25 protein-coding genes are annotated in these 25,005 nt (G+C 61.4%); 13 read left to right on the plus strand and 12 right to left on the minus strand.

What is annotated here, in order from left to right:
• Nucleotide 1: 1 nt before the first annotated feature.
• Nucleotides 2-3,892 (minus strand): DUF3683 domain-containing protein, encoded by a 3,891-nt coding sequence (locus AC097N_RS12060; protein WP_479581267.1) that lies wholly within the window; start codon nucleotides 3,890-3,892, stop codon nucleotides 2-4.
• A 228-nt stretch (nucleotides 3,893-4,120) separates the two neighbouring features.
• On the opposite strand from AC097N_RS12060, the gene ugpB reads away from it, so the two are divergent.
• The 5 genes from ugpB to ugpQ are packed head-to-tail and all read left to right on the plus strand — an operon-like array spanning nucleotide 4,121 to nucleotide 9,007.
• Entirely contained in the window at nucleotides 4,121-5,428 is a 1,308-nt protein-coding gene (gene ugpB / locus AC097N_RS12065; RefSeq protein ID WP_479581268.1) for a sn-glycerol-3-phosphate ABC transporter substrate-binding protein UgpB, read from the plus strand.
• Between the two features lie 15 nt (nucleotides 5,429-5,443).
• Nucleotides 5,444-6,325 carry a sn-glycerol-3-phosphate ABC transporter permease UgpA gene (ugpA, locus tag AC097N_RS12070; protein WP_479581269.1) on the plus strand — a complete coding sequence of 294 codons (882 nt, stop codon included), beginning with the start codon at nucleotides 5,444-5,446 and terminating at the stop codon, nucleotides 6,323-6,325.
• 29 nt (nucleotides 6,326-6,354) lie between these two features.
• Nucleotides 6,355-7,206, plus strand: coding sequence for a sn-glycerol-3-phosphate ABC transporter permease UgpE (gene ugpE / locus AC097N_RS12075; RefSeq protein ID WP_479581270.1), 852 nt, complete (start codon nucleotides 6,355-6,357; stop codon nucleotides 7,204-7,206).
• A complete protein-coding gene (locus AC097N_RS12080) occupies nucleotides 7,206-8,234 on the plus strand; it encodes a sn-glycerol-3-phosphate import ATP-binding protein UgpC (protein WP_479581271.1) in 1,029 nt (342 codons plus the stop codon). Before ugpE ends, AC097N_RS12080 begins: the two co-directional genes overlap by 1 nt.
• Nucleotides 8,231-9,007 carry a glycerophosphodiester phosphodiesterase gene (gene ugpQ, locus AC097N_RS12085; RefSeq protein ID WP_479581272.1) on the plus strand — a complete coding sequence of 259 codons (777 nt, stop codon included), beginning with the start codon at nucleotides 8,231-8,233 and terminating at the stop codon, nucleotides 9,005-9,007. The genes AC097N_RS12080 and ugpQ overlap by 4 nt, the downstream gene beginning before the upstream one ends.
• Nucleotides 9,008-9,032: 25 nt before the next feature.
• Here ugpQ and AC097N_RS12090 read toward each other — a convergent pair whose 3' ends face one another.
• A complete protein-coding gene (locus AC097N_RS12090) occupies nucleotides 9,033-9,653 on the minus strand; it encodes a flavin reductase family protein (RefSeq protein WP_479581273.1) in 621 nt (206 codons plus the stop codon).
• 20 nt (nucleotides 9,654-9,673) lie between these two features.
• Nucleotides 9,674-9,955: a hypothetical protein gene (locus tag AC097N_RS12095; protein ID WP_479581274.1), complete on the minus strand. Its 282-nt coding sequence runs from the start codon at nucleotides 9,953-9,955 to the stop codon at nucleotides 9,674-9,676.
• Between the two features lie 73 nt (nucleotides 9,956-10,028).
• Between AC097N_RS12095 and hemA the strand changes: the two genes are divergently transcribed.
• Together hemA and prfA are read left to right on the plus strand one after the other, a co-directional pair.
• Entirely contained in the window at nucleotides 10,029-11,288 is a 1,260-nt protein-coding gene (gene hemA, locus AC097N_RS12100) for a glutamyl-tRNA reductase (RefSeq protein WP_479581275.1), read from the plus strand.
• A gap of 147 nt (nucleotides 11,289-11,435) precedes the next feature.
• On the plus strand, nucleotides 11,436-12,533 hold the full coding sequence (prfA, locus tag AC097N_RS12105) for a peptide chain release factor 1 (protein ID WP_479581276.1): 1,098 nt from the start codon (nucleotides 11,436-11,438) through the stop codon (nucleotides 12,531-12,533).
• Between the two features lie 14 nt (nucleotides 12,534-12,547).
• Here the strand turns inward: prfA and AC097N_RS12110 are convergent, their stop codons facing one another.
• Nucleotides 12,548-12,790 (minus strand): hypothetical protein, encoded by a 243-nt coding sequence (locus AC097N_RS12110; RefSeq protein WP_479581277.1) that lies wholly within the window; start codon nucleotides 12,788-12,790, stop codon nucleotides 12,548-12,550.
• 81 nt (nucleotides 12,791-12,871) lie between these two features.
• Between AC097N_RS12110 and prmC the strand changes: the two genes are divergently transcribed.
• Nucleotides 12,872-13,720, plus strand: coding sequence for a peptide chain release factor N(5)-glutamine methyltransferase (gene prmC, locus AC097N_RS12115; RefSeq protein ID WP_479581278.1), 849 nt, complete (start codon nucleotides 12,872-12,874; stop codon nucleotides 13,718-13,720).
• Between the two features lie 59 nt (nucleotides 13,721-13,779).
• On the opposite strand, the gene AC097N_RS12120 is transcribed toward prmC, so the two are convergent.
• Together AC097N_RS12120 and AC097N_RS12125 are read right to left on the minus strand one after the other, a co-directional pair.
• Nucleotides 13,780-14,967 (minus strand): rhomboid family intramembrane serine protease, encoded by a 1,188-nt coding sequence (locus AC097N_RS12120; RefSeq protein ID WP_479581279.1) that lies wholly within the window; start codon nucleotides 14,965-14,967, stop codon nucleotides 13,780-13,782.
• A gap of 48 nt (nucleotides 14,968-15,015) precedes the next feature.
• A complete protein-coding gene (locus AC097N_RS12125) occupies nucleotides 15,016-16,137 on the minus strand; it encodes a TIGR03790 family protein (RefSeq protein ID WP_479581280.1) in 1,122 nt (373 codons plus the stop codon).
• Between the two features lie 84 nt (nucleotides 16,138-16,221).
• On the opposite strand from AC097N_RS12125, the gene AC097N_RS12130 reads away from it, so the two are divergent.
• A complete protein-coding gene (locus AC097N_RS12130) occupies nucleotides 16,222-16,566 on the plus strand; it encodes a zinc ribbon domain-containing protein YjdM (protein ID WP_479581281.1) in 345 nt (114 codons plus the stop codon).
• Between the two features lie 6 nt (nucleotides 16,567-16,572).
• Here AC097N_RS12130 and AC097N_RS12135 read toward each other — a convergent pair whose 3' ends face one another.
• The gene (locus AC097N_RS12135) at nucleotides 16,573-17,049 is read right to left on the minus strand and encodes an FKBP-type peptidyl-prolyl cis-trans isomerase (RefSeq protein ID WP_479581282.1); all 477 of its coding nucleotides are present in this window, start codon (nucleotides 17,047-17,049) and stop codon (nucleotides 16,573-16,575) included.
• 255 nt (nucleotides 17,050-17,304) lie between these two features.
• Here AC097N_RS12135 and grxD point away from each other — a divergent pair, with 255 nt between their 5' ends.
• Nucleotides 17,305-17,631, plus strand: a complete 327-nt coding sequence (gene grxD / locus AC097N_RS12140; protein ID WP_479581283.1) for a Grx4 family monothiol glutaredoxin — start codon at nucleotides 17,305-17,307, stop codon at nucleotides 17,629-17,631.
• 170 nt (nucleotides 17,632-17,801) lie between these two features.
• Nucleotides 17,802-18,797 (plus strand): AAA family ATPase, encoded by a 996-nt coding sequence (locus AC097N_RS12145; RefSeq protein ID WP_479581284.1) that lies wholly within the window; start codon nucleotides 17,802-17,804, stop codon nucleotides 18,795-18,797.
• Here the strand turns inward: AC097N_RS12145 and AC097N_RS12150 are convergent.
• Both AC097N_RS12150 and AC097N_RS12155 read right to left on the minus strand, forming a co-directional pair.
• Nucleotides 18,787-19,380, minus strand: a complete 594-nt coding sequence (locus AC097N_RS12150; protein WP_479581285.1) for a lytic transglycosylase domain-containing protein — start codon at nucleotides 19,378-19,380, stop codon at nucleotides 18,787-18,789. The genes AC097N_RS12145 and AC097N_RS12150 overlap by 11 nt on opposite strands.
• A 44-nt stretch (nucleotides 19,381-19,424) precedes the next feature.
• A complete protein-coding gene (locus AC097N_RS12155) occupies nucleotides 19,425-21,167 on the minus strand; it encodes a proline--tRNA ligase (protein ID WP_479581286.1) in 1,743 nt (580 codons plus the stop codon).
• Between the two features lie 92 nt (nucleotides 21,168-21,259).
• Here AC097N_RS12155 and AC097N_RS12160 point away from each other — a divergent pair, with 92 nt between their 5' ends.
• Both AC097N_RS12160 and AC097N_RS12165 read left to right on the plus strand, forming a co-directional pair.
• Nucleotides 21,260-21,907, plus strand: coding sequence for an RNA pyrophosphohydrolase (locus AC097N_RS12160; protein ID WP_479581412.1), 648 nt, complete (start codon nucleotides 21,260-21,262; stop codon nucleotides 21,905-21,907).
• Entirely contained in the window at nucleotides 21,897-22,382 is a 486-nt protein-coding gene (locus tag AC097N_RS12165) for a CNP1-like family protein (protein WP_479581287.1), read from the plus strand. Before AC097N_RS12160 ends, AC097N_RS12165 begins: the two co-directional genes overlap by 11 nt.
• A 37-nt stretch (nucleotides 22,383-22,419) precedes the next feature.
• On the opposite strand, the gene proB is transcribed toward AC097N_RS12165, so the two are convergent.
• The 3 genes from proB to rpmA form a co-directional block, all read right to left on the minus strand.
• Nucleotides 22,420-23,556 carry a glutamate 5-kinase gene (gene proB, locus AC097N_RS12170; RefSeq protein WP_479581288.1) on the minus strand — a complete coding sequence of 379 codons (1,137 nt, stop codon included), beginning with the start codon at nucleotides 23,554-23,556 and terminating at the stop codon, nucleotides 22,420-22,422.
• Between the two features lie 55 nt (nucleotides 23,557-23,611).
• Nucleotides 23,612-24,679, minus strand: coding sequence for an Obg family GTPase CgtA (gene cgtA, locus AC097N_RS12175; protein WP_479581289.1), 1,068 nt, complete (start codon nucleotides 24,677-24,679; stop codon nucleotides 23,612-23,614).
• Between the two features lie 67 nt (nucleotides 24,680-24,746).
• Nucleotides 24,747-25,004, minus strand: a complete 258-nt coding sequence (gene rpmA, locus AC097N_RS12180; protein WP_479581290.1) for a 50S ribosomal protein L27 — start codon at nucleotides 25,002-25,004, stop codon at nucleotides 24,747-24,749.
• Nucleotide 25,005: the final 1 nt, after the last annotated feature.

The raw sequence follows: 25,005 nt of genomic DNA on the forward strand, positions 1-25,005 counted from the left end.
CTCAGACCAGGACGCGTTCGATGCCACCGTCGTTGGCGCGTTTCACATAGTCCGGCATCCACTGGTCACCCAGAATCTGGTTCGCCATCTCGACCACGATGTAATCGGCTTCCAGCAGGCCGTTTTGCAGATCGTCACCGAAACGGCTGAGACCCTGCAGGCAGGCCGGGCAGGAGGTCAATATCTTGATGTTCTCCTTGGGCGCCAGCCCCCCTTTTTCGCGCAGCTGAACTTCGCCCTTGCGAATTTCTTCTTCCTTGCGAAAACGCACCTGGGTGGAGACGTCCGGCCGGTTCAGCGCCAGCGTGCCGGACTCACCGCAACAGCGGTCGGACTGGATCACGTTGTCGCCCAGCAAGGCCTTGACGGTCTTGATCGGCTCCTGCAGCTTCATCGGGCTGTGGCACGGATCATGGAACAGGAACGAGCCCGCGTTTTGCAGGGTGATGCCCTTCTCCAGCAGGTACTCATGGATGTCAATGATCCGGCTGCCGGGGAAGATTTTGTCGAATTCATACCCCTGCAACTGGTCGTAACAGGTACCGCAGCTGACCACCACCGTCTTGATGTCCAGGTAGTTCAGGGTATTGGCGACCCGGTGGAACAGCACCCGGTTGTCGGTGATCATCTTCTCGGCCTTGTCAAACTGGCCCGAACCGCGCTGCGGATAACCACAGCACAGGTACCCCGGTGGCAACACAGTTTGCACGCCGGCATGCCACAGCATGGCTTGCGTGGCCAGCCCAACCTGGCTGAACAGGCGCTCCGAACCGCAACCCGGGAAGTAAAACACCGCCTCGGTTTCGGCTGTGGTGGCCTTGGGGTCCCGAATGATCGGCACGTAGTCTTTGTCCTCAATGTCCAGCAAGGCCCGCGCCGTCTTCTTGGGCAGCCCACCGGGCAGCTTCTTGTTCACGAAGTGGATGATCTGCTCCTTGATGGGCGCCGTGCCCAGCGTCGCAGGTGGCGCCTTGGTCTGCTTGCGCGAGATGACCTTGAGCACGTCATGCGCCATGCGCTGCGCCTTCATGGCGACATTCACCATGGCCGAACGGGCGAACTTGATGGTCTCCGGGTTGGTGGCGTTGAGCATGAACATGGCCGCAGCCCCCGCCGGGCGGAAGCTCTTCTTGCCCATCTTGCGCAACAGGTTGCGCATGTTCATGGTGACGTCACCAAAATCAATGTCCACCGGGCAGGGCGACAGGCACTTGTGGCACACCGTGCAATGGTCCGCCACATCTTCAAACTCTTGCCAGTGGCGGATCGAGATACCGCGTCGGGTTTGCTCTTCGTACAGGAAGGCTTCCACCAGCAAGGAGGTGGCCAGAATCTTGTTGCGCGGGCTGTACAGCAGGTTGGCGCGCGGCACGTGCGTGGAGCACACCGGTTTGCACTTGCCGCAGCGCAGGCAGTCTTTCACGCTGTCGGCAATGGCGCCAATGTCAGATTGCTGCATGATCAGTGACTCATGCCCCATCAAACCGAAGCTGGGGGTGTAGGCATTGGTCAAATCGGCCTGCAGCCCCCTATGACCGTGCGTAGGTAGCTCCTTATTTCGTAGCAACTTGCCTTTGTTGAAGCGCCCTTCGGGGTCGACCTTGGCCTTGTATTCGGTGAAGGGGCGCAGCTCTTCATCGCTCAAAAACTCCAGCTTGGTGATGCCAATGCCGTGTTCGCCCGAGATCACGCCATCCAGCGAACGCGCCAGCGCCATGATGCGTTTGACCGCGCCGTGCGCCGCCTGCAGCATTTCATAGTCGTCGCTGTTCACCGGCAGGTTGGTGTGCACATTGCCGTCGCCCGCGTGCATGTGCAGGGCTGCCCAGACGCGCCCTTTGAGCACCCGTTGGTGAATGGCGGTGCATTCTTTCAGGATGGCCTCAAAGGCGCCGCCGGTAAAAATGTTTTGCAGCGGTGCACGAAGCTGCGTTTTCCAGCTGGCGCGCAGGCTGTGGTCTTGCAACTGCGGAAACAGCGGCTCCACATCGCGCAACCAGCCCGCCCACAAGGCGCGCACCCCGGTGATCAGGGCCAGGGCCTGCGCCACGCGGTCTTCCAGCATGTCCGCGGACGGAACCTCGTTCGCATCATCGTGCTTGCCCAAGGGCAGATTGCCCTTGGCAAAGAAGTCTTCCAGCGCATCGCACAGGGCGATTTTGTTGGCCAGGCTGAGTTCGATGTTGATGCGTTCAATACCGTCGGTGTACTCGGCCATGCGTGGCAGCGGAATCACCACGTCTTCGTTGATCTTGAAGGCGTTGGTGTGGCGGCTGATGGCCGCTGTCTTTTTGCGGTCCAGCCAGAACTTCTTGCGCGCCTCGGGGCTGATGGCAATAAAGCCTTCCCCGCTGCGTGAATTGGCAATGCGCACAACCTCGGAGGTGGCACGTGCCACGTCGTCGGCATTGTCACCGGCCACATCACCAAACAGCACCATCTTGGGCAGACCGCCGCGTTTGGACTTGGTGGCGTAACCCACGGCCTTGAGATAACGGTCGTCCAGATGCTCCAGGCCCGCCAGCAACACGCCTGTGCGTTTCTGCTCGGCAAACATGAAGTCCTTGATCTCCACGATGCTGGGGACGGCATCCTTGGCATTGCCAAAAAACTCCAGACACACGGTGCGCGTGTGGCTGGGCATGCGGTGCACAATCCAGCGCGCGCTGGTGATCAGACCATCACAGCCTTCTTTTTGAATGCCCGGCAGACCGCTCAGGAACTTGTCGGTGACATCCTTGCCCAGGCCCTCCTTGCGAAAGGATTTGCCCGGAATGTCCAGCCGTTCGGTGCGCAGTGGCGTCTTGCCGTCGGCCTTGAAATACTTCAGCTCGAAACTGGCCAGTTCGGCATCATGGATCTTGCCCAGGTTGTGGTTGACGCGCGTGACCTCCAGCCACTCGGCCTGCGGCGTCACCATGCGCCAGCTGGCGAGGTTGTCCAGCGCCGTGCCCCACAGAACGGCTTTTTTACCGCCTGCGTTCATGGCAATGTTGCCGCCAATGCAGGAAGCTTCGGCGGAGGTCGGGTCCACCGCAAACACATAGCCACCGCGCTCGGCGGCATCGGCCACGCGCTGGGTCACCACACCGGCTTCGGTCCAGACCGTGGCCACGGGATGGGCCAAGCCCGGCAGGGTGACCATTTCGACTTCCGTCATGGCCTCCAGCTTTTCGGTGTTGATGACCACGCTTTTCCAGGTCAGGGGAATCGCGCCGCCGGTGTAACCCGTGCCGCCGCCCCGGGGGATGATGGTCAGCCCGAGGTCGATACTGCCCTTGACAAGGCCCGCCATCTCTTCTTCCGTGTCGGGCGTCAGCACCACAAACGGGTACTCGACACGCCAGTCGGTTGCGTCGGTCACATGGCTCACACGCGAAAGGCCGTCAAACTTGATGTTGTCTTTGGCCGTGAGTTTCGCCAGCGTGCGCTGGGCCTTGCGGCGCAACGCAGAGGTCTCGACAAAGGCGGCATCAAAAGCCTGCACGGCCTGGCCGGCAGCCTTGAGCAGCTCGCCCACCAAGGCATCACGCTCAGGGTCGGCCTCGGGCGTGCGACGCTTTTGCACCTCGCCCAGGCGGTGTTGCAAGGCCTCGACCAACAGGGCCCGGCGTTTGGGGTTGTCCAGCAGGTCGTCCTGCAAATAGGGGTTGCGCTGCACCACCCATACATCACCCAGCACCTCGTACAACATGCGGGCCGAACGGCCGGTGCTGCGTTCATCACGCAAGCGGTTGAGCAACTCCCAGGCCGGGGCGCCCAACAGGCGAATCACGATTTCACGGTCGGAAAACGAGGTGTAGTTGTACGGAATTTCGCGAATGCGGGCATGTTCGTGCGGCACATGCGAGGGAGCAGGCACAAGGTGGTTCAGCGGAATGGGAGCGTTCATCGGTTCTTTTCAGTTACAGCCAGAACGTGACACGGGCGAAAAAAGCACAGACCCGGCTGGATAGAGATGTTACCGCAGCGCAGCATTCACCTACTGCCCTGATGGAAACCCGGATAAGACGGCTCCGCAAACACGTGTTTAATAAGTCAACGGCTTGACTGACACAAATGTGTCTCTCAACCGTCATCGTCACTGACTAAGCTTGGCCCTCTCGTTCAAGGAAATCACATGAAATTGAAATTTGCAGCCGTGGCATTTGCTGCGGCCCTTTCCATCTCTGCCCAGGCCCAAACCGAAATTCAGTGGTGGCACTCGATGACCGCCGTCAACGGCGAATGGGTGAACGACCTGGCCAAGGAATACAACGCCAGCCAGACCCAATACAAAATCGTGCCGACCTTCAAGGGCGCCTACGACGAATCGATGACGGCGGCCGTCGCCGCATTCCGCGCCGGCAACGCGCCGCACATCCTGCAGGTGTTCGAAGTAGGTACCGCCACCATGATGGCGAGCAAAAATGCCATCGTGCCGGTAGCGCAGGTCATGAAGGACGCTGGCGTCAAGTTTGACCCCAGCGCTTACATTCCTGCCGTGGCGGGTTATTACACAGCGCCGAATGGCCAGATGCTGAGCTTCCCGTTCAACAGCTCGACCACCGTCTTCTATTACAACAAGGACGCCTTCAAGGCCGCTGGACTGGACCCTGAAAAGGCCCCCAGCAGCTGGCCCGAGGTCGCATTGGCGGCCGCCAAACTCAAAGCCAGCGGCCACAAGTGCCCGTTGACACTGGCCTGGCAGGGCTGGACCCAGCTGGAGAGCTTCTCAGCCTGGCACAACGTGGAATTTGCCAGCAAGGCCAATGGCCTGGCGGGCATGGATGCGCGCCTCAAGATGAATTCACCCTTGCATGTGCGCCACATTGACAACCTCTCCAACATGGCCAAACAGGGCCTGTTTGTCTACAAGGGCCGCACCAACGTACCCGAGCCCACCTTTGTGTCGGGCGAATGCGCCATGATCACCACATCGTCGGGTTTTTACGGCAACGTGAAGAAAAACGCCAAGTTCGCCTTTGGTCTGGCGCCCCTGCCCTACTACCCGGACGTGCCCGGTGCGCCACAAAACACCGTCATTGGCGGCGCCAGCCTGTGGGTGATGGCGGGCAAAAAGCCTGATGAATACAAAGGCGTGGCGGAGTTCTTCAATTTCATCTCCAAACCCGAGGTGCAGTCGGCCAGCCACAAGCGCACGGGGTATCTGCCCATCACGACCGCCGCCTTCCAGCTCACTGAAAAATCCGGTTTTTACAAACAAAACCCGGGCACCGAGGTCGCAGTCAACCAGATGATCCGCAAGGTGACCGACAAATCACGCGGCATTCGCCTGGGCAACTACCTGCAGATTCGCGCCATTGAAGACGAGGAACTTGAACAAGTCTGGGGTGGCAAGAAAACAGCCAAGGAAGCCCTGGACGCCATCGTCAAGCGCGGTGACGAGTTGCTTGAACGCTTCGAAAAAGCCAATAAAAAAGGCTGACCCAGCGTTCAACCGGTGGAAAAACGCGTCGTCTTTCGTTCCAGCTGGCTGCCTTGGGTGCTGATTGCACCCCAGGTGCTCGTGATTGCCCTGTTTTTCTTCTGGCCCGCGATCCAGGCCCTGCTGCAGTCGGTGCAACAGTCTGATGCCTTTGGCACCTCGGTCGAGTGGGTCGGCCTGGAGAACTTTAAAAACCTGTGGAACGACGACACCTACCTGGCGTCGTTTTACACCACAGCCATTTTCTCCACGGCGGTCGCCGTGGCAGGCCTCAGCCTGTCGCTGATGCTGGCCGTTTTTGCGGACCGCATCGTCAAGGGCGCGCTGATCTACAAAACGCTGCTGATCTGGCCTTACGCCGTGGCGCCTGCCGTGGCCGGTGTGTTGTGGCTCTTCATGTTTGCGCCGAGTGTGGGCGTGGTGTCTTACTGGCTGCACGCCATGGGTATTGACTGGAACCACCTGCTCAACAGTCGCCACGCGATGACCCTGGTAGTCATGGCGGCCGTGTGGAAGCAGATTTCCTACAACTTCCTGTTTTTTCTGGCGGGCCTGCAAAGCATTCCCAAGTCATTGATCGAGGCCGCCGCCATGGACGGCGCCCGCCCCTGGCGACGTTTCTGGACGATTGTGTTTCCGCTGCTCTCGCCCACCACGTTTTTCCTGCTGGTCATCAACATCGTTTATGCATTTTTTGACACCTTCGCCATCATTGACGCCGCCACGCAAGGCGGCCCCGGCAAAGACACGGCCATCCTCGTCTACAAGGTGTATTACGACGGCTTCAAGGCCATGGACCTCGGCGGTTCTGCCGCGCAATCGGTGGTGTTGATGGTCATCGTGGTCATCCTGACGGTGGTGCAGTTCAGGTTTGTCGAAAAAAAGGTGAACTACTGACATGACCCATTGTTCAAAAGAGCGCTGCCATGGTTGAGCGCCGTCCCTGGTTAACCGCGCTGTCCCATGCCGTGTTGATCCTCGGCGTGCTGGTGGTGGCGCTCCCGCTGTACCTGACTTTTGTCGCCTCCACCCAGACGTCCCAGGCCATCGTGCAGTCGCCCATGCCCCTGTTGCCGGGAACGCAGCTGATCGAGAACTACACCGCCGCCTGGAACGGCACCGGGGGTGGTTCAGGTTCCAAGGCGCCGGTGGGCCAGATGATGCTGGTCAGCCTGATCTCCGCGTTGATCATTTCGCTGGGGAAAATCGCCATTTCGCTGCTGTCCGCGTTTGCCATCGTGTATTTCCGGTTCCCGTTTCGCATGTTTTTCTTCTGGGCCATCTTCATCACCCTGATGTTGCCCGTGGAGGTGCGAATCGGCCCGACCTACAAGGTGGTGGCCGACCTGGGCATGCTCAACAGCTACGCCGGCCTGACCATTCCGCTGATTGCCTCGGCCACCGCCACCTTCCTGTTTCGCCAGTTTTTTCTGACCGTGCCCGAAGAACTGGTCGAGGCGGCGCGCATGGACGGTGCGGGGCCGATGCGGTTCTTCAAAGACATCCTGCTGCCCCTCTCCAGCACCTCGATCGCGGCGCTGTTCGTGATCCAGTTCATCTACGGCTGGAACCAGTACCTCTGGCCGCTGCTGGTGACCACCAACGAAAACATGTACCCGGTGGTCATCGGCATCAAACGCATGATCTCCGGTGGCGACTCCGACATGCAGTGGAATGTCGTCATGGCCACGGCCGTGCTGGCCATGATCCCACCCGCGCTGGTGGTGATCCTGATGCAAAAATGGTTCGTCAAAGGGCTGGTGGATACCGAAAAGTAATGGCTTCAATCACACTTAAAAACATCGTCAAGCGCTACGGCACCGGCAAAACTGCCAACCAGGTGCTTCATGGCGTCAGCGCCGAGATTGCTGACGGTGAATTCGTCGTCATCGTCGGGCCCTCGGGCTGCGGCAAGTCCACCCTGCTGCGCATGGTGGCCGGGCTGGAAGAAGTCAGCGGCGGCGATATCTCGATTGGCAACCGGGTCGTGAATGACCTGGAACCCTCGGAACGGGACATTGCGATGGTGTTCCAGAACTATGCGCTCTACCCGCACATGAGCGTGTTTGAGAACATGGCCTACGGGCTGCGCATTGCCAAGATACCGGACGCTGAAATCAAGGCCCGGGTGGACAAGGCCGCGAAAATTCTGGAAATCGGCCCCTTCCTGCTGCGCAAGCCACGCGAACTCTCGGGCGGCCAGCGCCAGCGCGTGGCCATGGGTCGCGCCATCGTGCGCCAGCCACAGGTCTTTTTGTTTGACGAGCCCTTGAGCAACCTGGACGCCAAGTTGCGCGCCCAGACCCGGCTGGAAATCCAGAAACTGCACCGCGAGCTGGGCATCACGTCCCTCTTTGTCACGCACGACCAGGTGGAGGCGATGACGCTGGCCCAACGCATGATCGTGATGAACGGCGGCCGGGTGGAGCAATTTGGCACACCCGAAGAGGTGTACACCCGCCCCGCCACCACCTTTGTCGCCAGCTTCATGGGCTCCCCGCCCATGAACCTGTTGAAGAACGCCACCAACGGGATGCCCGGCACCATCACCGGCGTGCGGCCCGAGCACCTTGACATCACCCCGGACGGCTGGGCGCTGCGGGTGGATGCGGTCGAAATGCTGGGGGCCGAACGTCTGGTCTATGGCCGCTGGGCGCATGACAGCGGGGACGAGATGGTCATCATCCGCACAGAGGAATCACAGGCCGCACCCGCCTTGGGCAGCACCATTCACGTCACACCGCGTCCAGACAAACTACACCGCTTTGACGCCGCCACGGGCCAGCGCCAGGAGACGCAAACATGATGCAAGTCACTCAGGAAAACTGGCCCTACCCCCGCTGGGTGGCCCACCGCGGCGCCGGCAAACTGGCCCCCGAGAACACCCTGGCCGCCTTTCGCCTGGGTGCCCGCCACGGCTACCGCATGTTTGAGTGCGACGTGAAACTAAGCGCCGATGGCGTCCCTTTCCTGTTGCATGACGCCACGCTGAACCGCACCACGCGCGGCCTTGTCCCCCAAGAACCCAACACCAGCCACGCAGGTGGCGACCACGCCTGGAGCACGCTGTCGCAGCTGGATGCCGGCAGCTGGCACTCCCGCGCGTACGCGGGCGAGCCCTTGCCCAGCTTCGAGAACATCGCGCGGTATTGCCTGCACAACCACTATTTTTTAAACATCGAAATCAAGCCGACACCCGGCCTTGAGCGCCAGACCGGTGACGTCGTCGCAAACCACGCCGCCCGGCTCTGGCAAGACGCCGCCGTGCCGCCGCTGTTGACCTCATTCGACCCCGAAGCACTGGAAGCAGCGCGCGACGCGCAACCCCATCTGCCACGCGGGCTGTTGTTGGACACCCTCTGGAAAGGCTGGCTGGAGACCGCCCTGGCACTGGACTGCGTGGCCGTCGTCTGCAACCACGCCTTGTGGAACACCGCCAGCGTGACCCAGGCCCAAAGCGCCGGGTTTCGCACGCTGAGCTACACCGTGAACGACGAATGGGCCGCCCAACGCCTGATGGACCTGGGCACCGACGGCATCATCACCGACCGGGTCGATTTGTTTTCACCCGCCGTTTGACGGCAGGGCGCGTGATCTGCCCGCCTCAGGTCGGGCGGAACATGCGAAACAGCTGTTCCGGGCCGACAGAAAAATAGTCCCCCGGACCCCCGCCACGCAAAATGTGCTGCGCACCCGCCGTGTCATACACGCCGTTTTTGAGCAACGACTGCTGAATGTGTACGCCCACCACTTCACCCAGCACCAGCCAGCTCGGCACCGTGTCACCGCTGGCGGTCTGCAGTTGCACGATTTGGGTACAGCGGCATTCAAACGACACCGGGCTTTCCTTCACCCGCGGCACCGCCACCAGACGCGAGGCAAGGGGCGTCAGCCCCGCCAGCTCAAACTCATTCACCTCCGGCGGTACCGGGGCGCAGGTCTGGTTCATGGCCTCGGCCAGTGGCCGGGTCACGAGGTTCCAGACGAACTCGCCCGTTTCTTCCACATTGCGCACCGTGTCTTTGTAGCCAATGCTTGAGAAGCCAACAAGGGGCGGGACGTAGTTGAACGCGTTGAAAAAGCTATAGGGCGCCAGATTGACAGCGCCGGACGCGCTGCGCGATGAAATCCAGCCGATGGGACGGGGACCCACGATGGCGTTGAACGGGTCGTGCGGCAGTCCATGGCCGTGCCGGGGTTCATAAAAATGGATGGCGTCGGTCACAGGTCAGCTCCAGGTGAAGGTCAATTCTGACGCCACAGGCCCAGCTGCACCCACTGCGCGCTGGCACAGGCCAGCGCCATGCCGAGGTAGGTGGCCATCTTGCCGTCACGGCCAAACGCCCACAAACCCAGCACCAGCACCGCCACATTCACTACAAAATTAATAGCTACCTGCGCACGAAGGACGGGGGCTACAGGCCTTTTTCTCATAAATATCCGGGCAGCCAAGACCACCACCACCGCCATCCACAAGGCGGGGGCCACAAAGTTCAATAAATGGTTCAGGAGGTCAAGTGGGCCCATGGATGGCAAATGATTAGGGCACCAGGCCGATGTTCACGCCGTTGTTGGCGCCGGCTGATTTTATAATCCCGTCATGGCAGTCTGGGCTTTGGGTATCAATCACACGACCGCGCCGCTCGATCTGCGCGGCCGGTTTGCGTTCGCCATCGACCAAGTGGAGCCGACTTTGCGCGCTTTGCGGGGGTCGCTGGCCCGCCAGCCCGAGGCGGCGCTGATCTCCACTTGCAACCGCACCGAGATTTATTGCGCCGGCGACAAGCCCGAACTGGAGCACACGCTGGACTGGCTGGCCCACTCCGGCGGTGTCTCCCCGGCCCTGCTGCGCGCCCACTCCTACACACTGGAAGACGGTTTTGCCGCGCGCCATGCCTTTCGGGTGGCCAGCGGGCTGGACTCGATGGTGCTGGGCGAGCCGCAGATTCTGGGCCAGCTCAAGGACGCCGTACGGGCTGCCGAAGCAGCCGGTGCGCTGGGCACCACGCTCTCGCAGCTGTTCCAGCGCTCCTTTGCCGTGGCCAAGGAAGTGCGCACGTCTACCGAAATTGGCGCCCACTCCATCAGCATGGCCGCTGCGGCGGTGCGCTTGGCCGGGCAGTTATTTGAGGACCTGGGCCAGGTCAAGATTTTGTTTGTCGGCGCGGGCGAGATGATTGAGCTGTGCGCCACCCATTTCGCCGCCAAAAACCCCAAAGCCATGGCCATTGCCAACCGCACGCTGGAGCGCGGGGAAAAACTCGCCAGCCGGTTTGGTGGCGAGGTCATGCGCCTGGCCGACCTGCCCGATCGCCTGCACGAGTTTGACGCCGTCATCAGCTGCACCGCCAGCACGCTGCCCATCATCGGGCTGGGGGCGGTAGAGCGGGCCCTGAAGCGGCGCAAACACCGGCCCATGTTCATGGTCGACCTGGCCGTGCCGCGTGACATTGAACTGGAAGTCAAGGCGCTGGAAGACGTTTACCTGTACACCGTGGACGACCTGGCTGGCGTGGTGCAGACCGCGCAGGCCAACCGCCAGGCCGCTGTGGCCCAGGCCGAGGCGATTGTGGACGCGGGCGTGCAAAGCTTCATGCACTGGGTCGACCAGCGCGGCTCGGTGCCCCTGATCCAGCAACTCAACGCGCAGGCCGATGAATGGCGCGTGGCAGAAATCAACCGGGCCCGCAAGTTGCTGGCCAAAGGCGAAGACGTGGACGCCGTGCTGGAGGCCCTGTCCCGGGGTCTGACGCAGAAAATGCTGCATGGCGCCATGGCCGAATTGCGGGCCGGCGACACCCAGGCCCGTGAGCGCGCCAGCTCCGCCGTCCAGCACTTCTTTTTACGCAAAGAGCGTTAGCGACGCTGCGTGGCAGCGCGGACCCGGTATGCCATCCGGGTCAGGCGCTGCCCCTCTTTCAGCGTGTGATTGCCACACGCGATGGCTCCCTTTTTCGCCAGCATGCTGCTTTTCAGCTGGCCCCCTGCTTCTCCACCCTGACTGCCCATGAAACCGTTTCTCCGCCAACAACTCGCCCGCTACGCCGACCGCCTGGGGGAGCTTGAATTTTTACTCTCGCGCGAAGACATCATGAAGGACATGAAACAGTTCCTGGTGCTGTCGCGCGAACACACCGAAGTCACCGCCGTGGCCAGTCGCTGGGCCCGCTACACCCAGCGCGAGGCGGACCTGGCCGCAGCGCAGGAGATGCTCAAAAGCTCGGCCGACGATGCCGACATGGCCGAGATGGCACAGGAAGAAGTGGACGGAGCCACTACCGAACTGACCCAGCTCGAAGGCGAGTTGCAGCGCATGCTGCTGCCCAAAGACCCCGACGACGCACGCAACGCCTTCATGGAAATCCGCGCCGGCACCGGGGGCGACGAGTCGGCCCTGTTTGCCGGCGACCTGCTGCGCATGTACACCCGTTTTTGTGAGCGCCGCGGCTGGAAGGCCGAGATCATGAGCGAGTCCAGCAGCGAGCTGGGCGGCTACAAGGAGGTGGTGATCCGCATTGAGGGCGACAACGTGTATGGCGCGCTCAAGTTCGAGTCCGGCGGCCACCGCGTGCAGCGCGTGCCCACCACCGAGACGCAGGGCCGCATCCACACCAGCGCCTGCACGGTGGCGGTGCTGGCCGAGCCCGATGAGCAGGAAGCCATCAAAATCAATCCGTCCGATTTGCGCATCGACACCTACCGCGCCAGCGGCGCCGGTGGCCAGCACATCAACAAGACCGACTCCGCGGTGCGCATCACCCACCTGCCCACCGGCATAGTGGCCGAATGCCAGGACGGACGCAGCCAGCACAGCAACAAGGCCCAGGCCCTGAAGGTGTTGACCGCCCGCATCCACGAAAAAGACCGCTCGGAGCGTGCCGCCAAAGACGCCGCCGAGCGCAAGAGCCTGATTGGCAGCGGCGACCGCAGCGACCGCATCCGCACCTACAACTTCCCGCAAGGGCGCCTGACCGACCACCGCATCAACCTCACGCTGTACAAACTGCTCTACATCATGGAAGGCGATCTGGACGACGTGGTGGAAGCCCTGCAGGCCTATGAAGCCGCCGAACAACTGGCGGCGCTCGAAGTGGGCGCCACGTGAACGCCCTCCCCGCCTCAGACCGCCAGCGTGTAGACCTGTGCCTGCGCGCGCTCGGCGGCGGTGTGGCCCGCCAGTGCCTGGTCCCAGGCCGGCTCGTGAGCGCTGCGCGCCGGGACCAGGCCCCCGGTCGTCGCGCCGACCTCTTCGGTCGAGGCATCCATGTCCACCACTTGGACGCGGTCAGCATCAAACAACCGCGCCACCATCGAACCACCCGCGTCGATCACGATCAGAAACTTGACTGGTGAGCTGTGCATGTTGAACCCCGCCTCTTTATGGATTGAAGCTTGCAGCTTACGTCCAAAGCCCCCCCGCCTGCAAGCCGGGGAGACATCGGCATGAGCCTGCGCTTCTCCACCGGCCTGGGCGTCTCCCAGGCCATCACGGCCGCCATGGGCTGCGGCCTTGACCGGCTGGATGCGCAGTTGCTGGTCCTGCATGTGCTGGGGAAAAAAAACCATGACCGCGCCTGGCTGCTGGCCCACGACACCGACCCCATGGACGCCGAGGCCTTGCAGCGCCTGGAAACCCTCGTCCAGCGTCGCCAGACCGGCGAACCGCTGGCCTACCTCACCGGCCACAAAGCCTTTTTTGGTCTGGACCTGGCGGTGGACGCCCGCGTGCTGGACCCCCGGGCCGACACGGAAACGCTGGTGGAATGGGCGCTGGAGGTGTTGAGCGAGGCGCCCGCGGCCTCGGTCATGGACCTAGGCACCGGCAGCGGCGCCGTCGCCCTGGCGCTCAAAGCCACGCGCCCCGACCTGCAGGTGAGCGCGCTGGACTACAGCGACGACGCCTTGGCGGTGGCGCGCCTGAATGCCCTGCGGTTAGGCCTTGACGTGAGCATGCAGCAAGGCTCGTGGCTGGCGGGCGTGCAGAGGCACTTCAACGCCATTGTCTCCAACCCGCCCTACATTGCAGCGCAGGACGACCACCTGGCCGCCCTCACCCACGAGCCGCTGCAGGCCCTGGTCAGTGGCCGCGATGGGCTCGATGACATCCGCCAGATCATCGGCCAGGCGCGCGCGCATTTGCTGCCCGGGGGCTGGCTGCTGCTGGAGCATGGCTATGACCAGGCGCTGGCGGTGCGTGCGCTGCTGGTCGCTGCGGGGTTTGCCCATGTGCAATCGCGCCAGGACCTGAGCGGCATTGCGCGCTGCAGCGGTGGGCGCATCAACCCGGCCTGACACCTCAAAATTTATATGATTTTTGCCTCTAGCCCAGACAGGGCGTGCGCTAGTAGCTACTATTTTTGTAGCATACGACTATTCCCGGAGGGCGCCGAAGCGGCCGACGCGGGTACCTGGGGCGCATTGGCCTGTATCCGGGCTTTTTTGGCCTGCTCCAGCGCCTTGCGGATCCTGGCCGGGTCTTGGCTGCGAAGCCCTTGCGAGAGTTCGCGCGACGCATCGGCCCGTAAGTTCGCGTAGGTCTGCAAAGTTTCCAGCGTTTTGGCGGAAGGCGCATTCTCACCCGGGCTGGCGGCCATCAGTTGCTCAAAACTGTGTTCGTAAACCGCCGTGACCTGGGTATCAATGCGGCCCGCCACCTGCTCAAAGGACAAGCCCCTGCGCTGCGCCTGGGTCAGAATTGCATCCCACTGCTGGCTGATGCGCTGGTCCTCGGTCAGAAACTGGCGAATCGCCTCACGCGCCCGCAACTCCTCACCCAGACGATAGCTGGGTGGCGGGATGCGCAGCACCATCACCACCAGTCCAGCGGCCAGTAGGCTGGCAGCGCCCCAACGCCCGAACCGCAGGCGGGGGCTGTTGGGCGTCCATGGCTGTGCCAGCAAGATGCTCAAAAGCGCCCCCGACAGCAAACCACCCATGTGCGCCGCGTTATCAATGCCCGGCACCACCAGCCCCATGCCCAGTGTGACCAGCGTGAACACGGAGGCAGCCCCAAACAGCCACCGGAACTCCCCGCGCTCCACCTGCCGCCGCTCACGCCACAGGAACACCAGCAGCGCACCGTACAGGCTGAAAATGGCGCCCGAGGCCCCGCCCGACACCGCCTTGTTGCCCTGCACCACCAGCGACAACAGGTTGCCCAAGACACCGCTGGCCAGGTACAGCAGCGTGAACCGCCCGCGCCCGTACAGGCGCTCCACCAGGCGGCCGATATCCCACAGCGCCCACATGTTCAGGGCCATGTGCACGATGCCGAAGTGAATGAACAGGGCCGTGAAGAGCCGCCACCACTGGCCGTCCTGGGTGGCCGGGCCAAAGTTGGCGCCCCAGGCCAGTTGCACGCCATTGGAGGTGTGCCACAGGCCCGCGCCAAACATCAGCATGAGGGCGAACACCACCAGGTTGATCACCAGCAGGGTGGTCGTCACAGGCGCCTGCCGCGGGCGGCTGTGCATCAACTCAGTCAGGGTGGCCCGTGGGGCGATGCGCCGGTCAAATATCGGGGGGGTCGTTTCAATCATGAATGCCTGTATTAAAGCCCAAGCGCCTGCCCTTTCCGTCCAAGGGCGTCAACGCGCAAAGGGTGCCGCCAGCGGCTCGCCGACAAACACACCCTGCCCGGGCCACGCCACGCTGCGCCAGTACGCCTCCAGCGCCGTCGCACCCTGCAGGTAGTGCAGGAGCAGCGCCTGCGGATGCGGGAACTTCTGCAGGTGGTTGCAGGGCTCGCTGACGGTGCCATAACTTGCGGTGGCGCCGGACTCGAGCCAGTCCAGCGCACTCATCTGCCCCTGGCTGGCCAGCAATTGGCCGCCAAACGACGTCAAATGGTCGGCCAGCGCGCCCGGCACCCACTGCAACGGGTCGATCGGGTCCACGCGCACCAGGCCGGTCTGGTACAGCACCACACGCTGCAGGGGCCGGGGGTCCCCCGCCTCGCGCAGGTCCACCTGCAGGTGGCGCACAGCAACCGGGCCTGCGGGCGGGAACAGCACGGCGCGCACGTTGCGGGCCTTGTCCAGGGTGCTGACGAACACGGCATTGCTCGGCGGGCCGCCGAGCCTGCCCAGCTGGCGGTCGGACGCGATACCGCGGTCAATCAGGGCCTTGGCGCTTTCCACGCTGCGCGAGGCGATCATCATCGACGGCCGCAAACCCAGATCGGTGAACGGGCGGCTGCTGGCCGAGTTGAAGTAGCGTGAGGGCTTGCTGGGCGCGCAGGTTTGCTGGCACACCTCGGGCGCAAACCCCAGGGTGAGCGCCGCCGTGATAGCATTGCATTCCACGGCGTAGGGCTGGGTCCAAGCCAGCGCCAGGGCCTGTACCTGCGGACCCATGTGCTCACGCACCCGGGACGCCAGCACCTCGAATTCAGCCGCATTCAGCGTAGCGCGCACCGGCAAGTCCAGGCGCAGGATGTGTTCAGGGGGAATGCCGCGCTGCTGCGCGTAGTAGTCGCCCACCGCCACCGAATACGGGTCGGCGGTATTGATGACCAGGCCCAGGTCACGGGCGCTCAGGCGCCCCGCCACGCGGGGCACGGCCATCCATTGCCGCCGGGGCGCGGTCGCCGTGGCGGCGACCTCTGAAGCGGCGTCCCCGGTGGCCGGTTGCGCCCCAATGCCGCTCCCGCAGACGGTGACAACCAGGGTGAAAACAAGACGCAGCAAAGACAGGGCAGACAAACGCATGGCGTTGATTGGACCTCAATTTTTTTGCCAGACAATACAGGCCCGCCGGATGTTCTTCCGCGCTACCCGAACCCAAACCACACCATGTCAAGCTCCACGCCCGCCTGCCCTCAATGCACTTTGGAAAATACCTACCCCGACGGAGACAACTGGGTCTGCGCCGATTGCGGCTTTGAGTGGCCCCTGGCCCAGGCGCCCGCCGCAGATGACGACGCCGACGCCGTCATCAAGGACGCCAATGGCCAGGTCTTGAGCGATGGCGATGCTGTGGTGCTGATCAAGGACCTGAAGGTCAAGGGTTCATCCACCGTGCTGAAGATGGGCACCAAGGTCAAGAGCATCCGCCTCGTGGGTGGCGACCACGAAGTGGACTGCAAGATGGACGCAGGCAGCTTCATGCTGAAAGCCTGCTTTCTGAAAAAAGTCTGAACCGCTTCAGTGGTGGTGCCCGTGGGCGCCGTGCACATGGCGGTGGGCAATTTCTTCTTCACTGGCGGCGCGAACCTCGGCCACAGCCACGGTGAAACGCAGGGCCTTGCCCGCCATCGGGTGGTTGCCATCGAGCATGACGGTGTCGCCCTTGATCTTCATGACGGTGAACACCTGCACGTGCCCGTCTTCGCCCTGCCCCTGCAACTGACCACCGACCTTGATGCCGGGCGGGAACTGGGTCTTGGGGATGCTCTGCACCAGGCTTTCGTCGCGCAGACCGAAAGCGTCTTCGGGCTGCAACTCGACCGTGGTCTTGAAGCCAGGCTCTTTGCCCTCCAGCGCTTCTTCGAGTTTGGGAAAGGTGTTGTCATACCCGCCGTGCAGGTACACCATGGGGTCTTTGCTTTCCTCCAGCGTTTTGCCCTGGGCATCAGCCACTTTGTAGAGCAGGGTCACGGCGGTGTTTTTTTCGATTTTCATAATGGGCTTTGAGTTGACGAAGGATTTGTCACGGGCGCCATTTTCGCCCATTGGCGCAGACACCCCGCCAGACACAGTGGAATCTGCTACAGCAGATTTATGCATCAAAATGGCCTGTATCCCTTGATATACCTGAGCAAGAAGCTATTAATTAAATAGCAAAACACATCAACCCCTAAGCCCGTCAGGGTTACCAGCGGCGTGCCGGGCGCGAAGGTGAAATAATCGCGCCATCTATTTGCAAGGACTTTTGACATGAGCGACACACAACAACGCATCGACGAACTGGTAAAAACCAACGAGGTGGTGCTCTTCATGAAGGGCAACGCCAGCTTTCCCCAGTGCGGCTTTTCAGGCCGTGCCATCCAGATCTTGAAGGCCTGCGGCGTGGACGCCAAAGCCCTGAAGACCGTGAACGTGCTGGAAGACGCTGAAATTCGTGCTGGCATCAAGGATTACAGCAACTGGCCCACCATTCCCCAGCTCTACGTCAAGGGCGAATTCATTGGCGGTTCAGACATCATGATGGAGATGTACGAGAACGGTGAACTGCAACAGGCCCTGGCTGCCAAGGCGGCCTGAAGCCACTCCCGGACCCCGTCCACACCAAAAAACCACCTTCGGGTGGTTTTTTTTGGCATTGCAGCAATCAGTGTCACTAAATCGGGCCTTTACTGCGTTAAGAACAGGCACAACTTGTGCTTGAATGAAGGTGTGCTTGTTGGCAGGAAGTAATAACTCAGGAGTCCATCATGGAATCTCGCAGTCTTGTTCCCCAGTCTTCACCCTTTCACTTGCCGGTGGCGCAAATGCGTCGCGTCTTCCAGACCGATGACGTCGAGCGCAAACTGGCCAAATTGCATGACCGCGACCACGACGCCCTGCGTCTGACCTACCAGCGCATGCTGGAGCGTGGCCCGCAACGCTTCTCCGTCAAACCCTCGGGCGTGCCCGACATGAGCAGCCTCTACCACGCACTGCCCAACTTCACCGAGGTGCTGGACGACGTCAAACGCCATGTGGCCCTGGCCCAGGACAGCCGCGACGGGCTGGAGGTCACCCCCATCTTGCTGCTCGGCCCCCCGGGCATTGGCAAAACCCACTTTGCCAAAAAGCTGGCCGACTTGCTGGGCACCGGCATGAGTCTGGTGCCCATGAGTTCCATGACCGCCGGCTGGTTGCTGTCAGGCTCCTCCTCGCAATGGAAAGGCGCCAAACCGGGCAAGGTGTTTGAAGCGCTCGTGGATGGCGAATATGCCAACCCGGTGATCGTGGTGGATGAAATCGACAAAGCCAGCGCCGACGCCCAGTACGACCCGCTGGGCGCGCTCTACAGCCTGCTGGAGCACGACACGGCGCAAAACTTTACCGACGAGTTCGCCGAGGTCGCCATTGATGCCAGCCAAGTGATCTGGGTCACCACGGCCAACGACGAACGTGCGATCCCCGAGCCCATCCTGAACCGCATGAATGTGTTTGTGGTGGAGCCTCCTTCACCGGAGGCGGCACGCCAGATCGCGCGCAACCTGTACCAGTCCATCCGCGGTGAACACGGCTGGGGTGACCATTTCTCGCCCGAGCCTCTGGATGACGTGTTGGACCAACTGTGCGACATGGCGCCCCGGGAAATGCGCCGGGCGCTGATGACCGGTTTTGGCAACGCACAACTGGCCCGGCGCGATGACATCTGGACGGTCGACCTGCCCAAGGCGGGCGTCAAAAAAAGTCAAATCGGCTTTATGCAGTGAACTCCCACAGCCGCTTGGCACCCAGCACGGCATTGGGATAAGGCGCCTTGCCCCGAGAGCCGTTATAGCGGCCCAGGGCGAGGTACAGGTCACCTCTTTCGCGGTCCAGGTAGTGGCGCATGATCACGCAGCCAAAACGCAGGTTGGTCTGCATGTGGAACAGCTTGCCCGCATCGCCGTCGCCCAGCACACGCGTCCAGAACGGCATGACTTGCATGTAGCCGCGCGCGCCGACACTGCTGACGGCAAATTTGCGGAAGTTGCTCTCCACCTGCACCAGCCCCAGCATCAGGGCCGGGTCCAGGCCAGCGCGGCGGCTTTCGTACCAGATGGTTTGCAGAAACTCCTGGCGCACATGCCACTCGGGCTTCTTCTTGCGCAACCGGTCGCTCATGCTGCCGAGCCACCGCAGGTACTGGAGACGCGATTCGGTATCGGCAAACTGGGGCTCAGGGGGGGCGTTGTTCGCAATGGCCGAACTCAACGCCGTGCGCACCGAGTCAACCAGCGGTTCTTCCATCTGGCTTCCGGCCAGTGCCTGCTCATGGATTGATAGCAACCCAAGCCCGGATACCAAAGCCAAGAGGCTGTTTCTTCTTGAAACCACATCCCCCTCCACAGGCAAGGTCACGCCGTGAGTCGGGATTGAATCAGGCTGCAAATCTCTGCGACGGGCACGTTGGTCGCAGCCGCGTCGCGGCGATGCTGGTATTCGACCTGGCCATCCTTCAACCCGCGGTCACCCAGGGTCACGCGGTGCGGCACGCCAATCAACTCCCAGTCGGCAAACATCGCACCGGGTCGCTCACCGCGATCGTCCAGAATCACGTCCACACCAGCGGCTAGCAAGTCGCCGTACAGCTGGTCGGCGGCGGCTTTGACATCGGGAAAACGGTCCGGGCTGATGGGGCACAACACCACCGTAAACGGCGCCAGCGCGTCGGGCCAGATGATACCCTTGTCGTCGTGGTTTTGCTCAATGGCCGCAGCGGGCAGGCGGGTGATGCCAATGCCATAACAGCCCATCTCCATGAAGCTGGGTTTGCCATTCACATCCAGGAAGGTCGCATTCATGGCCTGGCTGTATTTGGTACCGAGGTAGAACACATGACCCACCTCAATGCCGCGCTCAATGGCCAGCACGCCCAGCCCGTCGGGTGACGCATCACCGGCCACCACGTTGCGCAGGTCCGCCACCAAGGTGGGCTCAGGCAAGTCACGGCCCCAGTTGACGCCGGTGATGTGAAAGTCCGGCTCGTTGGCACCGCAAATCCAGTCGCTCATCGCCGCCACATCGCGGTCCACAACGATTTGCAGCGGTTTTTTCAAGCCGATGGGGCCCAGATAGCCAGGTTTGCAGCCAAAGTGGTCTTCAATTTCAGCCAAAGTGGCAAAGCGGAATTCAGCCAGACCCGGCAGCTTGCCCACCTTTACTTCATTCATGTCATGGTCACCACGCAGCAGCAGCAGCCAGACCTGGGTTTTGGCGATTTCGCCTTCCTTATTCAGGATATCGGTGGCCAGCACCAAGGACTTGACGGTGTGTTGCAGCGGCAGGTTCAACGAGTCGGCTACGTCAGCGCACGTGCTTTTCCCGGGTGTCGCAGTTTTGGTCATGGCCTGCACTGGCGCCGATCGCGGGCCTGCGGGCGCCAGCGCCTCGGCCTTCTCCATATTGGCGGCGTAGTCGCTGGTCGGGCAGTACACGATGGCGTCCTCGCCGGTCGCGGCAATCACCTGAAACTCTTCGCTCAGGTCGCCGCCAATCGCGCCGCTGTCAGCGGCCACCGCACGGTAGGTCAGGCCAAAGCGGTCAAAAATCTTGCGGTAGGCCTGTGCCATCACCTGGTAACTGGCTTTGGCGGAGGCCTGGTCGCGGTCAAAGCTGTAGGCGTCTTTCATGATGAATTCGCGGCCACGCATCAGGCCAAAACGTGGACGGCGCTCGTCGCGGAACTTGGTCTGAATCTGGTAAAAGTTTTTGGGCAGCTGTTTGTAGCTTTTGATTTCCTGGCGCGCGATGTCGGTCACCACCTCTTCGCTGGTCGGCTGTATTACAAAGTCACGGCCGTGCCGGTCCTTGATGCGCATCATCTCCGGGCCCATCTTCTCAAAGCGGCCGGTTTCCTGCCAGAGCTCGGCGGGCTGCACCACCGGCATGCTCAACTCAACGGCACCGGCGCGGTTCATCTCTTCACGAACAATCGCCTCCGCTTTGCGCACCACGCGCAAGCCCATGGGCATCAGGCTGTAGATGCCGGCGCCGAGCTTTTTGATCATGCCCGCGCGCATCATCAGCTTGTGACTTACCACTTCCGCATCGGCCGGTGCTTCTTTGAGGGTTGAAATGAAGAATTGGGAGGCTTTCATGGCGGGACTCGTGGAATAACAGAGGGCTGCGCCCCTTGATGCACAACGCTTGCTGTGCATAATGGACGAAGTTTAAAAATTGGGGTTTGATTATGCTTGACCGGGACGGCTTTAGGCCGAACGTCGGCATCGTCCTGCTCAACCAGAAAAATCAGGTGTTCTGGGGCAAGCGAATTCGTACACACTCTTGGCAGTTTCCGCAGGGTGGCATTGACCGGGGCGAAACCCCTGAGCAGGCCATGGTCCGTGAACTCCATGAGGAAGTGGGGCTCCATCGGGAGCACGTTCGCATAGTGGCCCGCACCCGAGACTGGTTGCGCTACGAGGTGCCAGACAGATTCATTCGCCGCGATGCCCGCGGCCATTACAAAGGCCAGAAACAGATCTGGTTCTTGCTTCAACTGGTAGGTCACGACTGGGATTTGAACCTGCGTGCCACAGACCATCCCGAGTTTGATGCCTGGCGCTGGAATGACTATTGGGTTCCGCTGGATGCCGTCGTGGAATTCAAGCGCGGCGTGTATGAGATGGCCTTGACTGAGCTTGCACGCTATTTGCCACGCAACGAACACCGAAACCGCTTTTTGCGACAAGGCATGCGTCCGCATGATCAGGACCAGGAACACGAACAAGAGCCCATGCCAGGCGCGAATTTCGAGTTGCCACCGGGTGGCTCGTTTGAGCCCGATCCCCAATCCAGCTACGGCCTGAATGCCCCCTTTGGAACGCATGACAATTAAAAAAGTGACCTTGATCGGGCTCGTCGCGCTGGCCTTCAGTGCGGCGGCCCAGGATGCCTTGGATTCGGACTGGCAGGAAACAAAGGCGCCACCCCCACCGTCCTTCAACAAAGACAAGCTGGTGGCACTGGAAATGCCACCCTATGTGTCGATGCGTTTTGGTGTGGACCCCTCAACCCTGACCATCACGCCGGACGGCGTGGTTCGCTATGTCATGGTGGCGACGAATGCCACCGGCTCATTCAGCGCCATGTACGAAGGTATTCGGTGCGCGACGGGCGAGGTGAAGGTTTACGCCCGGTCGTCTGCGGTTGGTAACTGGAACGTCATCAAGGACCCGCAATGGCAGGCGCTTAACAGCACGGTCTCCAAACATGCCATGGTTCTGGCCGGGCAAGCCGCCTGCGCTGATGGCACGTCCGCCACCGCGAGGTCGGTAGATGCCATCATCAATGCGTTGAAAAGCCGATACTGAAAACCATGCCCATTTGACGTGGCACGCAGCTTGCCGCCTATCGGGTGAGCACCAGATTGTCGCGGTGCACCATTTCCGGTTCGGCCGTGTAACCCAACAGCTTCTCGAACTCGCTGGACGGTTTACGACAAATCATGCGGGCCTCTGCGCTGGCATAGTTGGCCAACCCCCGCGCCATTTCAAGCCCTTGCGCGTCACGGATGGCGATCACATCGCCCCGTGAAAAATCGCCATCAACCGCCGTCATGCCAATGGGCAACAGACTTTTGCCTTCATCCCGCAGCTTGACGATGGCGCCGGCATCCAGCGTGACGGAGCCACGCATCTGCAGGTGATCGGCAATCCACTGTTTGCGGGCCTGGGTTTTTTGGGTTTGAGCCACGAGCAAGGTGCCAATCGATTCACCTTGTGTCAGGCGAACCAACGCATCGGGTTCGCGTCCCCAGGCAATCACGGTGGAGGCACCGGACCCGGCCGCCCGTTTGGCTGCCAGTATTTTGGTGATCATGCCGCCACGGCCCAGACTTGAGCCCGCACCACCGGCCATCGCCTCCAGGGCGGGGTCTCCGGCCTTGGCTTCGTCGACAAACCTGGCAGCGGGATCTTTGCGGGGGTCGGCGGTATAGAGCCCTTTTTGGTCCGTCAAAATGACCAGCGCATCAGCCTCCACCAGATTGGCCACGAGCGCGCCCAAGGTGTCGTTGTCGCCAAACTTGATCTCATCATTGACCACGGTGTCGTTTTCGTTGATGACCGGAACCACCCCTAACTTCAACAAGGTCAACAAGGTGGAGCGGGCGTTGAGGTAGCGCTCCCGATCGGCCAGGTCGGCATGAGTCAGCAACACCTGCGCGCTGCCCAAGCCATTTTCACGCAGCTTGGTCTCGTACATCTGTGCCAGACCCATCTGCCCGACGGCAGCCGCAGCCTGCAATTCATGAATTTCGTGGGGACGACTGGTCCAGCCCAGCCGCTTCATGCCCTCCGCAATGGCGCCGCTGGACACCATGATGACCTCGCGCCCGCCACGCACCAACAGAGACATCTGGCGACACCATTCGCCGATGGCAGCCTCGTCCAAGCCTCGTCCCTCATTGGTGACCAGACTGGATCCCACCTTGACGACGATTCGCCGGGCATCACACAGGACGTTGTTCGCGATTTTTAGAGTCATTTTAAGCTGTAGCCCACGCCCATTGTGCAGAGGCAGCTATCATAAATATAGCAAATTATTCGGGATCGACGGCAAACCGGGGATCAATCACCTCAGGCGTGCTTTCCGCTTTCTGCTGCGCCTTCACGTGCTGGTAGATGATCTTGATCAGGGACTCGCAACCTTCCCGTGTCAGCGCCGAAATTTCAAACACCGGCCCTTTGAACTTGAGTCGCTTGACGAAATCCTTGACGAGCGCCGCGCGATCCTCAACAGGGATCATGTCCAGCTTGTTGAGTACCAGCCAGCGTGGCTTGGCATACAGGGCTGGATCGTATTTCTTCAGTTCATTCACGATCGCCTTGGCTTGTGCGACGGTATCAACACCTTCGTCAAACGGCGCCATGTCCACCACATGCAAAAGCAGCCGGGTACGCTGCAAGTGACGCAGAAAAAGATGACCCAGGCCGGCGCCCTCGGAGGCACCCTCGATCAAACCTGGCAGATCTGCGACCACAAAGCTTTGCTCCGGCCCAACCCGCACGACGCCCAGGTTGGGGTGCAATGTGGTGAATGGATAGTCCGCAATACGTGGACGCGCATTCGAGATGGCGGAGATCAGTGTTGACTTGCCAGCATTGGGCATGCCCAGCAAACCGACGTCGGCCAGAACTTTCAGTTCCAGCTTGAGATTGAGCTTTTCACCGGGCCAGCCCGGCGTCTTTTGCCGCGGCGCACGGTTGATGGCGCTCTTGAAGCGCATGTTGCCGAAACCACCGTCACCCCCTTTGGCAATGGTGATGACCTCGCCTGGCGTGATCAACTCAAACAGGACTGCACCCGTTTCAGCGTCGGTAATGATGGTACCCACCGGCATTTTGAGCGTGATGTCGTCGCCTGCGGCGCCAAACATGTCGGAGCCCATGCCGTGCTCACCGCGCTTGGCGTCATGCCGCCTGGAGAAGCGGTAGTCCACCAAGGTATTCAGGTTGGGGTCTGCCACAGCAAAAACGTGGCCGCCACGGCCACCATCGCCACCATTGGGGCCGCCAAACTCTTTGTATTTCTCATGTCGAAACGAGACACAGCCAGCTCCGCCGTCTCCCGCAGAGACGTCAATATAGGCTTCGTCAACGAATTTCATGATACTGGCTTTATAAATGAAAAACCCCGCGCAGTGCGCAGGGTCTTAATTGGGAGTTCCCAGCAAATTATGCCGAGATAACGCTCACCGTCTGCTTGTTCATTGCACCCTTGGTGGCGAACAACACGTGGCCTTCGACCAGCGCAAACAGTGTGTGATCCTTGCCGATACCGACATTGGTACCAGGATGGAACACGGTGCCCCGTTGGCGAACAATGATGGCGCCCGCGCCGATCAACTCACCACCGAATTTTTTAACACCGAGCATTTTGGGCTTCGAATCGCGCCCATTTCGCGTAGAGCCGCCGCCTTTTTTCTGTGCCATG

Source organism: Rhodoferax sp. LS1R11, from assembly GCF_056521395.1.